The sequence below is a fragment of the Caballeronia cordobensis genome (assembly GCF_001544575.2).
Lineage (GTDB): Bacteria > Pseudomonadota > Gammaproteobacteria > Burkholderiales > Burkholderiaceae > Caballeronia > Caballeronia cordobensis.
Genome location: NZ_FCNY02000039.1, coordinates 1 through 12266, shown reverse-complemented (window position 1 = coordinate 12266; position 12266 = coordinate 1). Strand labels below are relative to the sequence as shown.

The following is a 12266-nucleotide window of genomic DNA, read 5'->3' as shown; positions in this document are numbered from 1 at the left end:
GTTAGCGTCTTGCATCGAGCGCATGACGGACGGTGCGCGCGAGATCGTCGAAGGTGAAGGGCTTTTTCAGCAGCACGACGCCTTCGTCGAGCCGCCCTTCGTGGAAGATGATGTCGCGCGTATAGCCCGACGCAAAGACCACGGTCGCGCGGTACGGCGGCGCGCTCGCGATCTTCGCCAGCTCGTTCGCGCGGATGGTGCCGGGCATCACGACGTCGCTGAACAGCAGATCGATGTCGTGGTTCATCTGGAGCACTTCGAGCGCCGAATCCGCGTCTTGCGCGGACAGCACCTTGTAGCCGAGCTGCGCGAGCATGTCGATGGTGGACAGGCGCACGTCGTCATCGTCCTCGACCACGAGCACGACTTCGCCGCCGCGCGATGCACGCGGCCGCGCGCCGTCCTCGTTCGCCGTTTCGGCTTGCCGGCAGCGCGGAAAATACAGCGCGACGGTCGTGCCTTCGCCCACTTGCGTCTGCACGTCCACGCAGCCCGCGCTTTGCGACACGAAGCCGAACACCATGCTCAGCCCGAGTCCCGTGCCCTGGCCTTCGGCCTTGGTCGAATAGAACGGCTCGAACATGCGCGCCTTGACGCTGCCCGGCATGCCGGCGCCGTCGTCGATAACGGCGAGACGTACGTAATCGCCCGCGGGCAATGCGAGGCCGTTCGCGTGACCGTCGGCGAAGGACGCATTCGCGACTTCGAGCCAGATGTTGCCGCCTCCGTGAATCGCATCGCGCGAATTGATGACGAGATTGAGCAGCGCGTTTTCCAGTTGATGGCGATCGACGAACAGGTTCCACGCTTCGTTCGCGACCGACGTCGTGAGCTTGATCGATTCGGGCAGCGCCCGTTGCAGGAATTCGCACATGTCCGCGATGAGCTTCGCCGGATTGACAACCGCCGGATTGAGCGGCTGGCGCCGCGCGAACGCGAGCATTTGCGACGCGAGCTTGCCGCCGCGTGCGACGGCTTCGCTCATGACGTGCAGCCGGCGCGTGAGATCCGGCTTGTCGCGCGTCGCGAGTTCGATGAGCTGCAGATTCGCCGAAATGATTTGCAACACGTTATTGAAGTCGTGCGCGACGCCGCCCGTGAGATTGCCGATGGCTTCGAGCTTCTGCACCTGCCGCAGCCGTTCCTCGGCTTCGACGCGCGCCGTGACCGCTTCCGCGACGCGCTCTTCGAGCGTCTGCGTGAGCCTGAGCAGCTTGTCCTCGGCGATCTTGCGCTCGTGAATGTCGACGAGCACGCCGGGCAGGCGCAGCGGCCTGTCCGCGGCGTCGAACTCGCAGCGTCCGCTCGACAGCGCCCAGCGATACTGCCCTTGCGGCCCGCGCACGCGCAGTTCGATCTCGTGGCGTCCTTCGGCGCTGTAGAGCGCCTTGTTCATCGATGCCAGCACGCGTTCGGCGTCTTCCGGATGAAGACGCTCCGCGAGCGCTTCGAATGGCCAGGACGCGTCGATGCCGCCTTGCAGCCCGAGCGTCTTGACGAATCGTTCGTCGCCGCTGATGCGCCCGCTTGTCGGGTCCCACACCCACGTGCCGAGCACGATGCCCGAACTGAGCGCGAGCTGCAGGCGCTCGTTCGCTTCGCGAAACGCGCGCTCGGCCGCGTCGCGGCGCTGCTCGGCGAGCACCTTGCCGGTGGTTTCGAGCACGATGGCCAGCACGCCGGCCGGATGCCCGTCGTCTTCGGCGACCGGGCTGTAGTGCAGGTCCATCCACACGTCTTCGGGCTGGCCGTTTCGATGCAGCGTGAGGCGTTTGTCGGCGTAGGAGAGCGTCGCGCCCGACAGGCAGGTATCGACGACATGGCGGTTGAAGGCGGCGATCTCGGACCATCCTTCCTCGACGGGCTTGCCGAGCAGAAACGGATGACGTCCGCCGGCGAAGTCCGCGTACGCGTCGTTGTAGATCATCGTGCCGGGCCGCCCCCAGAGCATCACGAGCGGCGCGGGCGAGGCGAGCATGAGCTTGACGGCTGCCCGCAGGCTCTTCGACCATCGGTCGATGGGCCCCATGGCGGTGCCCGACCAGTCGAAGCTGGCGATGCGCAAGGCCATTTCGTCGCGCCAGCCTTCGCAATGGAAGGATTGCCCCAGCCAGGCCGTGTCGGGTGTCATAACGATGCAGTGTGTTGGGATGCGCCGCGCGACATGTAGCATGAGGCGCGACGCCGTCATACGCTTGGATCGGAGGCTACATGTTAGTTCAAGTTATGCACGAATCGCGCCATCGCGGGAAAATGACGCTGCTCGCGCTTCAGGGAGGACGCGGATGAAAAGACGATGCCTGGCGGCGGCGCTGCTATGGCTCCTCGCGCTGGCGGCCGGTGCGCACGCGCAGGAGCCGTTGCGAGATGAACAAATGCTGGGCGTCGTCGTCGCCGCGAATCAGGCGGAGATCGCCGCGGCTAATCTCGCCTTGCGCAAGACGCGCTCGTACAGCTTGCAGGTGTATGCGAGACGAATTGTCTCGGAGCACGCGCAGGTCAGTCAGGAAATCACGGCGCTGACGCAACGTTACGGAACGCAGCCGCAGCGCAGCGCCACGAGCGACGCGCTCCTGAAGCAAAGCGCCGACGATCTCGCCGATCTCGGCGACGCCGGAACCTATGACTTCGACGAAGCGTATCTCGATCGCGAAGTCGTCTTTCTGCAGAAGCTGGTCAATACGGTGGATGGCTATATCCGCACGGCGCGCAACGCGGAGGTGCGGACCGTGCTGATTCGCTCGCGTCCGTCTTTCATCTTTCATCTCGATCAGGCGCACCGCCTGCAACTGACGATCGGCAGTCCGGGCCTCAGGCGCTGATGCGGCCGGTGCCGCTGCGCTAAGATCGTCGTCGCCCATACGAACGGAAGATCACATGAACGCATCGGAACGAATCGACGAGTTGATCGCGGGCATCGCAGATTGGCGCGGCGAAACGTTCGCCAACGTGCGCAAGATCATCCTCGCGGCGGATGACGGGATCGTCGAGGAGTGGAAGTACATGGGCAGCCCGGTGTGGTATCGCGACGGCATGATCGCCGTGGCCAACGCCCACAAGGGAAAAGTGAAGCTGACGTTCGCGCACGGCGCGCATCTGCCCGATCCGGGCAAGCTCTTCAACGCGGGCCTCGAAGGGAACGCGCGGCGCGCGATCGATTTCTTCGAAGGCGACAAGATCGATGCGCGTGCGCTGAAGACGCTCGTGCGCGCGGCCATCGCGTTCAACCAGGCGCGCTCGAAGTAGCGCCATCGGCGTTTGCGCTCGTCACCACGCGCGCGCAAACGTTTGCTTTCTTAGCGACTGCCGTCGTCTTTGCGTAATGGCGCGATCGCTCACGTCGCGTGCGCCGGATTCTGTCGTTTTCGGACCAAAAATCCAGAATCCCATCTTTACAAATACAAAACGTCCGGCCACAATGCGCAACGAAAATAATAACGATTCGCATTCACGCACGCAACGACATCAAGAGAAATGAGCATGAGATCAGGTGGTACGAATCCGGTCGCGATGCGGCCTTTGAAGCTGGCCGCGCTGCTTCTGTTTGCGGTGGCGCCGCTCGCCAACGCACAATCGGCGGACGCGCCCGCCGCCGCGTCGCAGCCTGCGGACAGCACGCTGCCCGCCGTCAAGGTGACGGCGCAGAACGACGAGCCTTATGGTCCGACGAAAGGCTATGTCGCGAAGGAATCGACCGCGCTGAAAAATAGCGCGTCGCTGCTGGAAACGCCGCAGTCGGTTTCAGTCGTCACGCGCGAGCAGATGGATCAGCAGAACGCGCAGACGCTCAACGCGGCCGTGCGCTATGTCTCCGGCGTGACGCCCGAAACGCGCGGCGGCATCGCGACGCGCTACGACATGCTCAAGGTGCGCGGCTTCGACGCCGACAAGTACTGGAACGGCCTCAAGCTGCTCGACAACGCGTGGTACGCGGTGCCGCAGCTCGATCCGTTCATGATGGAGCGCATCGAAGTGCTCAAGGGCCCGGTTTCCGTGCTCTACGGCCAGGCGGCGGCGGGCGGCCTGCTCGACCAGGAAAGCAAGATGCCGACAGTCACGCCGCTGCACGAAGTGGGCGTCGAGTTCGGCAACTACGCGCACAAGCAGGCCACGTTCGATTTCTCCGGCCCGATCGCGGGCGATCAGCGCTATCTGTATCGCATCACCGGTCTCGTGCGCTCGGAAGACGGACAAGTCGAATCGACGATGAACAAGCGCATCGCGATTGCGCCGTCGTTCACCTGGCGTCCGGACAACAAGACTTCGCTCACGCTGTACGGCCTGTATCAGCACGATCCGCGCAGCACGTCGTATGGCAGCGTGCCGCCGCAAGGAACGGTGCTGTTCAATCCGAACGGCAAGCTGCCGAGCGATTTCTACGACGGCGATCACAACTTCGAGAGCTTCAACCGCGTGCAGGAAGCGATCGGCTACAAGTTCGACCGCAAGCTCAACAATACGTGGACGTTCCGCTCGAATGGCCGCCTGCTGCATCTCGCGCAGGACTACAAGAGCGTCTATGCGAGCTTCCTCGAAGACGACCTGCGCACGCTCGACCGCGGCACGGCGGCGTCGAAGGACAACCTCAACACCATCAGCTTCGACAATCAGCTCGAAGGCAATTTCTCGACCGGTTCGATCGAGCATGCGGTCCTGTTCGGCTTCGACTATCAGCATTACGCGAGCAACTTCGATGCGGGCTTCGGCACCGCGCCGACGCTCGACATGTTCGCGCCGAACTACAACCAGGCGATCACGCCGCCGGACCGCTATCATCAGGTGCTGAGCGGCACGCAGTACGGCGTCTATGCGCAGGACCAGTTGCGCTGGGGCAATGTGATCCTCACGCTCGGCGGGCGCGAGGACTGGTCGAGCAGCGACTCGAACAACGAGACGTACGGCATCGTGTCGCATCAGTTCGACCGCGCGTTCACGTGGCGTGCCGGTTTGTCGTATGTGTTCGACAGCGGCATCGCGCCGTACTTCAGCTACACCGAGTCGTTCACGCCGCAAGCGGGCACCGACATCAACGGCCAGCAGTTCTCGCCCGAGCGCGGGCGTCAGTACGAGCTCGGCGTGAAGTTCGCGCCGAAGGGCTACAACGCATTTTTCTCGGCTGCGATCTTCGATCTGACGCGCAAGAACCTGCTGACCGTGAATGCGGACAACCCGGCGTTCCAGACGGCGGCCGGCGAGGCGCGCTCGCTCGGCGTCGAACTGGAAGCGAAGGCGAGCCTTACGGATTCGCTGAACGTCACGGCGAGCTATACGTACCTGAACACGAAGTACACGCAGGACAACAGCGGTCTCGAGGGCAAGTTCCTGCCCGCCATTCCGCAGAATCAGGCTTCGCTGTGGGCGTATTACACCGTCAATCGCGGGCCGCTCGCCGGTCTCTCGATGGGCGCGGGCGGACGCTACACCGGCACGACGTACAGCAGCGACAACAGCTTCAAGGTGTCGAGCTTCTTCCTCGTCGATGCCGTGTTGCGTTACGACCTTGGCCGCGCGGCAGCTCAGTTGAAGGGCGCGGAGCTTTACGTCAACGCGCAGAACCTCTTCAACAAGGAATACGTCGCGTCGTGCTACTACGGAAGCTGGTGCGCGTTCGGCTATGGACGTCAGGTCTTCGCCGGCATGAACTATCACTGGTAAGCACACGCCAGCGCGGCGCGCCTGCACGGCGCGTCGCATCGAAAAAATCGTGAGCGTCTCCCCGGCGCTTATCGCGAACGAAGCTATCCGTAGCGGATTTTCTTCGTTCGCGTGTGAGGAAGCGGCTAGTACATTGATTGCCTGCCGCTTCCCCACGATATTCCCGCATGACACCGACTTTTCCCTTGCAGCGCCTGTTCGCCTCGCTCACGTTGATCGCGGCTTTCGTCTGGCCGTTGCAGCGCGCGCACGCCGAAGGACAGGTGAAGATCGTCGATCAATACGGCATCGGCTCGCTGCTGCTCAAGGTGGCGAAAGACCAGAAGCTGATCGAGAAGGCGGGTGCGCGCGCGGGCCTCGATATCGACGTGCAATGGAACACGCTTTCGGGCGGCGCGGCGGTCAACGAGGCGTTGCTCTCGGGCGCGGGGGATATCGCGACCATCGGCATCGGGCCTTTGATGACGATCTGGGACCGCACGCGCGGGCGTCAGGACTTTCGCGCGATTGCAGCGCAAAGCGCGGTGCCGGTGTATCTCGTGACGAACGATCCGCGCATTCGCAGCATCAAGGATATCGGCGAGAAGGATCGCATCGCGGTGGTGTCGGTCGCGGTGTCGCAGCAAGGGCGTCTGTTGCAGATGGCGTCCGCGCAAGCCTACGGCGATGCGAACTACGCGCGTCTGGACCGCTTCGAGGTCAACATGCCGCACGCCGACGCGACCACCGCGATGTTGTCCGGCAACTCGGTCATCAACCTGCATTTCTCGAATGCGCCTTATCAGTATCAAGAGCTGGAAGACCCGAAGATCCACAAGGTGACGAGTTCCACCGAGATTCTCGGCGGGCCTTCGACGGGCAGCGTCGTCGTGACTTCGGAGAAATGGCGCAAGGACAATCCGAAGACCTATGCGGCCGTGCGCACGGCGCTCGATGACGCGGCCAGGCTCGTCGAGAAGGACAAGGCGCAGGCCGCCGCCATCTACATTCGGCAGGACGGCTCGAAGCTCTCGCCCGCGTTCGTCGAGCGCATTCTGAACGACAAGGACACGAGCTTCGCGACGACACCGCAGAACACGCTGCAACTCGGCGCGTTCCTGCATAAGGTCGGTGTGATCCGGCACGAGCCGAAGTCCTGGCGCGACTACTTCTTCGCCGACGACAAGAACGCGCAGGGCAGTTGAGCGCGGTCACTTCCAATTGATAAGGAAACCGAATCATGAGTGCAGCCGTCATCGAGAATCATGCCGATCTGAAGGTGAATCCGCTATCGGCGCATATTGGCGCGGAAATCAGCGGTGTCGATCTCACGCGCCCCTTGTCGCCGGCTCAGGTCGAGGCGATCCGCGCCGCATTGCTTCAGTGGCGCGTGGTGTTCTTTCGCGAGCAGTTTCTGAATCACGAACAGCATGTCGCGTTCTCGGCGCAATTCGGCGAGTTGACGGTCGGGCATCCGGTGTTCGGTCATGTCGAAGGCCATCCGGAAATCTATTCGATCTCGAAGTTCCGCAAGGCCACGCGCTTCGACGGCCCGTCGGTGTTGCGGCCGTGGACCGGATGGCATACGGACGTGACCGCGGCGGTGAACCCGCCGTTCGCGTCGATTCTGCGCGGCGTGACGATTCCGCCGTATGGCGGCGACACGCAATGGACCAATCTCGTGATCGCCTATGACAAGCTGTCCGCGCCGCTGCGTGCGTTCGTCGATGGCTTGCGCGGCGTGCATCGCTTCGCGCCGCCGCAAGGCGCGAGCGGCACCGATGCGTTCACGAAGGCCGTCAACGATCACACGCTCGTGAGCGAGCATCCGCTCGTGCGGGTGCATCCGGAGACCGGCGAGCGCGCGCTCTATGTGAGTCCGGGCTTTCTCAAGCATGTCGTGGGACTGGCGCCGCGCGAGAGTCAGGTTTTGCTCGAACTGCTCTGGGAGCATGTCACGCGGCCGGAATTCACGGTGCGCTTCAAATGGGAAGCGGGCAGCATCGCGTTCTGGGACAACCGCACGACCGCGCATCTCGCGCCCACGGATATCTTCGATCTCGACTTCGATCGCCAGTTGTATCGCACGACGCTCGTCGGCGATGTGCCCGTGGGGCCGGACGGACAGAAGTCCGTGGCGGTGCAGGGCACGCCCGTGGGCGCGGCGGCCGCGGTGGCGTTGAACTGATCAGCCGGCGAGGACGCGCTCGCGCAACCCCGGTTCGCGGCGCGTCACGAAGATCAGGATCACGAGAAAGGTGATGAAAAAGCGAAACGCGCTTTCTTCGCCGTTCCATTGCTGCGACATCCACATGTCGAACCATTCGCCGCCGATGGACATGAAACAGACCTGCCACGTCAGATAGCCGAGCGCGAGCCCCGCGACCGCCCAGCGCTTGGCCCGCTCGAACGCGATGCGCTCCTGCCGCAACGCGCGCCACATCGCGACGACGCCGATCCAGCACAGCACGGCGGTCGCCGTCTCCAGAAAAATGATCGCGTCATAGCCGGCGTGCTGAAGCACGGGCGAGGTAATCGCACGATAGAGATTGGCGTTGGCGGGGAACGTCGTGTCCATGCGCATGACGTGCTCGACGAAATGCAGATTGCTGCCGTAATCCGTCAGATTGCCGAAGCTGACGAGCGAGGCGAGCAGGGCCATCGAGGCGACGGCGAGCAGCTTGGCGATCCGTTCGGTCATCACATTCTCCTGACGCGTTGTGCCGCGATTGTGCGGGTGCAGAGTTAGTTGAGCGTGATGACGTATCGCAACTAACGGTCAGTTTTTTACCGACGCACAGATCGGCTTCGCCATTCGATCATTGTCTTCAGGGAGAGCATCTGCGCGAAGACAAGGCGAGCAGCGCCCCGGCCGCATGCCGCAGAACCGTATAATCGCTCCCTTCGCCAGATTGCGTGCCCGCGCGGGCACGTCCGCGAGCCGCGAAGCTCGCTGGTTCATCAACATTCCGAACGCCTGTCCAGATCAGGTCGAAGCACGAAAGGAACGCCTAAGCGTGGAAAGTCTCTTCCAGTCCGTGAATGCATTGTTTGCCTTCATTGCGCCCATCTCGGATTTCTTGTGGGATTTCCCCACCCATCTCACGGTCTGGTCGCGCATTCCCGTGCTCGGGCAGTTCTCGTTCGCGATCCTGCTGCTTGTCGGCGTCGGCATCCATTTCACGATCCGCACGCGTTTCATCCAGACGATGAACGTCCGCAAGATCGTGCGCATCATGTTGCGGCGGCAGTCGTCGAAAACGGGCGTGAGCGCGCTCGCCTCGTTCATGCTCGGACTCGCGATGCGCGCCGGGCCGGGCAATATCGTCGGCATCACGGGCGCGATTTCGGTGGGCGGACCCGGCGCGCTGTTCTGGATGTGGGTCGCCGCGTTCTTCGGCATGGCCACCGCGTTCATGGAATCGACGCTCGCGCAGCTTTTCAAGGAAAGAAAGCACGACGAATTCGTCGGCGGCCTGCCGTTCTACGGGCGGCGCATTCTCGGCGACAGGCGCATCGTCGGCACGGTCTTGTCGATCGTGTTCATCGTCTACGCGCTTTTCAACGTGCCGCCGCAAACGTTCAACGTGTTCACCGCGATCGGCACGATTGCCGATACGCTGTCCGGCACGCATCTCGCGCGTCAGTCAACGGTGTATTACGTGATCGCCGTCGCGCTCGTCGCGGCGTGCGCGTTCATCATCATGGGCGGCATCCGGCGCGTGACCGCCTACACCGACGTGCTCGTGCCGATCAAGGCGGCGCTCTTCTGCCTGATGTCGCTCATCATCATCCTGATCAATCTGCCGCTGATTCCTTATTTCTTTCACGAGGTGATCGTCGGTGCGTTCGCGCCGCACGCGCTATTCGGCGGCGCGATCGGCACCGCGCTCGCGCAGGGCGTGAAGCGCGGGCTGATGTCGAACGAAGCGGGGCAGGGCACGATCACGATGGCGGCCGCGATCGCCGACAACGATCACCCGTGCGAACAAGGCTTCGTGCAAAGCCTCGGCGTGTTCTTCGACACGATGGTCATCTGCACGATGACCGGCTTCATCGTCGTGATGGCGCACGTGTGGACCGGCAGCGTGGACGGGCAGGCGTGGGAATCGGTCAGGGCATCGAAGATCACGGTCTATCTCGCGTCGGTGGAAGCGCTCGTGCCGGTTTCCATCGCGCATGCCGTGCAAATCGTGATGTGCGTGTGCTATGGGCTCTTCGCGTTCACCACGCTGCTCGGCATGATTTCATTCGCGGAAATCTCGGCGAACTTCATTTCGCGCAGCCGGGGTTTCATCACGGGCATTCGTGTGGTGGGCTCGCTCGTGTTCGTGCCGTTCGGCGTGCTCACCGTGCTCGCCGGGCTCGAATTGCCGAACCTCTGGGCGCTGTCCGACCTGATGAACATCGTGATGGTGCTGCTCAACGTGCCGATTCTGCTGATCGGGCAGCGGCTCGTGTACAAGGCGCTCGCCCATTACCGCGCGACGCGCGGCGGCCCGTTCGTGTCGGACGAGATCGGCGTGCGCACCGCGTACTGGTCGCGGCCGCGCGACGCCGTCGCGAAGCGGGAAGACGTTCGCGAGCCGGTCGAAAGTTAAGTATTGAAGAACTCGACCGCGCCCGTGCCGATGTTGTACATCGCGCCGGCGATCCTGATTGCGTGCTGGCCTTCCATGTCGTTCAGCACGGCGCTGTCGCGGCGGATATTCGCAAGCGTCAGCTCGACGTTCTTGCGCGCGACTTTGTCGACGAATGCGTAGTTGGTCGCCGTGCGTTCGCCGTCGTATTGCGTGGCATCCACGGCGGGTTTGACGCGCGCGAGCAGTCCCGTGAGATTGCCCAGCTCGACGTTCGCAATCGCGCCTTTGATCGCGCCGCACGAGGTGTGTCCCATCACGAGCACGACTTTCGCGCCCATCAGCTTGCAGGCGAATTCCATGCTGCCGAGGATATCGGCGTTTTCGATATTGCCCGCGATGCGGCAATTGAAGATATCGCCGATGCCGAGATCCATGATGACTTCCGCGGGCGCGCGCGAATCGATGCAGCTCAGCAGCACGGCCGCCGGATACTGGCCTTTCGCGCTCGCCTTCTGCTCGCGCAGATAATTGCGCGGCTTGCGTTCGCCTTTCTGAAAGCGCTCGTTGCCGCGCTTCATCGCCTCGATGATCTGCTCCGGCGACATGCCGTCGCGCTGCGCCTTGGTGAGCGCATCGGCGTGAGCGGGCAGGGTGAGGAGAGATGGAACGGCGAGTCCGGCGATCGCCGCCGATGCCGACTTGAGAAAACCCCGGCGGCACGCAGTGCATTGCAGCGGATGCTTCACTTCTTCGCGCATGACCTGGCTCCCTGATGACAAAGGATTGGGCCTTCCTGACGCTCTTCTTGCAGGCTGAAGTGTTGGCCGGAAATGCGCCGAAATCAATGCGCGCTTGTTCTGATGACAACCTTACGTCGATGACGTAGCGACCCGCCGTGCGATATCGAGAAAGTTGGCGGTCTTGGCGGGCGTCGCATCGATGCGCGACGCCAGCGCGAGACGAATCGTGATCGCGCTGCCGAGGGCATCGGTGTACGCGACGCCATCGACCCGGATCTGACATACGGACGCCGGCACGAGCGACACGCCGAACTCCGCCGCGACCAGATTCACGACTGACGAAAGCTGCGGCGCCTGCTGCCCGGCGACCGGATCGAATCCCGCCTCGCGGCACGCGCCGATGATCACGTCGTGCAAGGTCGGGCTCGCCTCGCGTGGCAGCATCACGAACGGATCGTCCGCGAGCGCGGCAAGCGGCACCTTGCGCTTTTTCGCGAGCTTGTGCGTGGCGGGCAGGACGATTTTCATCGGCTCGATCGCGATGTGATTGATCTGCACGCCGGCAGGCGACTGGCTGCCGAGCCGCACGAACGCCACATCCACACGGCCCGCGTCGAGATGCGCGAGCAGTTGCGCCGTGTTGCCTTCGGTGAGCGTCAGCGTGACGTTCGGATACGCCTGCCGGTACGAGCGGATGAGCTTCGAGACGACCGGATTGAACGCCGCCGACCCCGTAAAGCCGATATTGAGCTGCCCGATCTCGCCGCGCCCCGCGCTCTGCGCCTTTTCCACGGCGAGGCGCGCGTCGTTCATGAGCCGCTTGGCATCGGCGGCGAAGGCCTCGCCGGCTTCCGTGAGCACGACGCCGTGCCCCGTGCGGCGAAAGAGCCGCACGCCGAGTTCGTCTTCCAGCGCGTGAATCTGCTGGCTGAGCGGAGGCTGGCCGATGCCGAGGCGCTCGGCCGCGCGCGTCACGTTGCGCTCTTCGGCGACGGCCAGAAAATAGCGGATATGACGCAGTTCCATGCGATATCTGTTTGACGTATTTCAGAAAGACGAGATAGATATTGGACAGTATATCAATCGCGCGACAAAATACCGCTATCGCGCAGTGCGCGGGCTAGAAACTTTTCCCCAATTACATCGCCGGTCGCTTTCGAGCGAAACAAGGCTGGACGAGTCGCGCGCCCGCACCGTGCCTTGAGCGGCGCGAATCGTCAATCAGATTGGAAGGGGTCTAGCATGGCTGAAGCCGTAAAAAAACCAAGGCCTGAATACCGGAACATCGGGATCGGTCAAATCGCGAAGT

The 12266-nt window shown here is 63.1% G+C and carries 10 protein-coding genes; 6 read left to right on the top strand and 4 right to left on the bottom strand.

Translation table 11 applies throughout. The annotated features are described in order from the left end of the window. Position 1 precedes the first annotated feature (1 nt). On the bottom strand, positions 2 to 2131 hold the full coding sequence (locus AWB70_RS36910; RefSeq protein ID WP_053570792.1) for an ATP-binding protein: 2130 nt from the start codon (positions 2129 to 2131) through the stop codon (positions 2 to 4). Between the two features lie 154 nt (positions 2132 to 2285). Between AWB70_RS36910 and AWB70_RS36905 the strand changes: the two genes are divergently transcribed. The 5 genes from AWB70_RS36905 (at position 2286) to AWB70_RS36885 (ending at position 7822) form a co-directional block, all read left to right on the top strand. Next, complete coding sequence (locus AWB70_RS36905; protein WP_053570791.1) at positions 2286 to 2822, top strand: DUF4142 domain-containing protein; 537 nt, start codon at positions 2286 to 2288, stop codon at positions 2820 to 2822. Positions 2823 to 2877: 55 nt separating this feature from the next. Continuing rightward, entirely contained in the window at positions 2878 to 3246 is a 369-nt protein-coding gene (locus AWB70_RS36900) for a DUF1801 domain-containing protein (RefSeq protein ID WP_053570790.1), read from the top strand. A 234-nt stretch (positions 3247 to 3480) separates the two neighbouring features. Next, on the top strand, positions 3481 to 5655 hold the full coding sequence (locus AWB70_RS36895; RefSeq protein ID WP_231927893.1) for a TonB-dependent siderophore receptor: 2175 nt from the start codon (positions 3481 to 3483) through the stop codon (positions 5653 to 5655). Between the two features lie 167 nt (positions 5656 to 5822). Beyond that, positions 5823 to 6839 carry an ABC transporter substrate-binding protein gene (locus AWB70_RS36890; protein WP_053570789.1) on the top strand — a complete coding sequence of 339 codons (1017 nt, stop codon included), beginning with the start codon at positions 5823 to 5825 and terminating at the stop codon, positions 6837 to 6839. A gap of 35 nt (positions 6840 to 6874) precedes the next feature. Further along, positions 6875 to 7822, top strand: coding sequence for a TauD/TfdA dioxygenase family protein (locus tag AWB70_RS36885; protein WP_053570788.1), 948 nt, complete (start codon positions 6875 to 6877; stop codon positions 7820 to 7822). Here AWB70_RS36885 and AWB70_RS36880 read toward each other — a convergent pair whose 3' ends face one another. Next, entirely contained in the window at positions 7823 to 8335 is a 513-nt protein-coding gene (locus AWB70_RS36880) for a DUF2165 family protein (RefSeq protein ID WP_053570787.1), read from the bottom strand. 316 nt (positions 8336 to 8651) lie between these two features. Here AWB70_RS36880 and AWB70_RS36875 point away from each other — a divergent pair, with 316 nt between their 5' ends. Beyond that, positions 8652 to 10235 (top strand): alanine/glycine:cation symporter family protein, encoded by a 1584-nt coding sequence (locus AWB70_RS36875; protein WP_053570786.1) that lies wholly within the window; start codon positions 8652 to 8654, stop codon positions 10233 to 10235. On the opposite strand, the gene AWB70_RS36870 is transcribed toward AWB70_RS36875, so the two are convergent. Continuing rightward, positions 10232 to 10975, bottom strand: a complete 744-nt coding sequence (locus AWB70_RS36870) for a carbonic anhydrase family protein (RefSeq protein WP_045456234.1) — start codon at positions 10973 to 10975, stop codon at positions 10232 to 10234. The two genes, AWB70_RS36875 and AWB70_RS36870, sit on opposite strands and share 4 nt — an antisense overlap. Positions 10976 to 11086: 111 nt before the next feature. After that, a complete protein-coding gene (locus tag AWB70_RS36865; protein WP_014193771.1) occupies positions 11087 to 11983 on the bottom strand; it encodes a LysR family transcriptional regulator in 897 nt (298 codons plus the stop codon). Between the last annotated feature and the right edge of the window lie 283 nt (positions 11984 to 12266).

What these genes read in the sequence shown, in the direction of transcription:
- AWB70_RS36910 (WP_053570792.1), bottom strand. Translation starts at nt 2,131, where the DNA reads ATGACACCCGACACGGCCTGGCTGGGGCAATCCTTCCATTGCGAAGGC.
- AWB70_RS36905 (WP_053570791.1), top strand. Translation starts at nt 2,286, where the DNA reads ATGAAAAGACGATGCCTGGCGGCGGCGCTGCTATGGCTCCTCGCGCTG.
- AWB70_RS36900 (WP_053570790.1), top strand. Translation starts at nt 2,878, where the DNA reads ATGAACGCATCGGAACGAATCGACGAGTTGATCGCGGGCATCGCAGAT.
- AWB70_RS36895 (WP_231927893.1), top strand. Translation starts at nt 3,481, where the DNA reads ATGAGATCAGGTGGTACGAATCCGGTCGCGATGCGGCCTTTGAAGCTG.
- AWB70_RS36890 (WP_053570789.1), top strand. Translation starts at nt 5,823, where the DNA reads ATGACACCGACTTTTCCCTTGCAGCGCCTGTTCGCCTCGCTCACGTTG.
- AWB70_RS36885 (WP_053570788.1), top strand. Translation starts at nt 6,875, where the DNA reads ATGAGTGCAGCCGTCATCGAGAATCATGCCGATCTGAAGGTGAATCCG.
- AWB70_RS36880 (WP_053570787.1), bottom strand. Translation starts at nt 8,335, where the DNA reads ATGACCGAACGGATCGCCAAGCTGCTCGCCGTCGCCTCGATGGCCCTG.
- AWB70_RS36870 (WP_045456234.1), bottom strand. Translation starts at nt 10,975, where the DNA reads ATGCGCGAAGAAGTGAAGCATCCGCTGCAATGCACTGCGTGCCGCCGG.
- AWB70_RS36865 (WP_014193771.1), bottom strand. Translation starts at nt 11,983, where the DNA reads ATGGAACTGCGTCATATCCGCTATTTTCTGGCCGTCGCCGAAGAGCGC.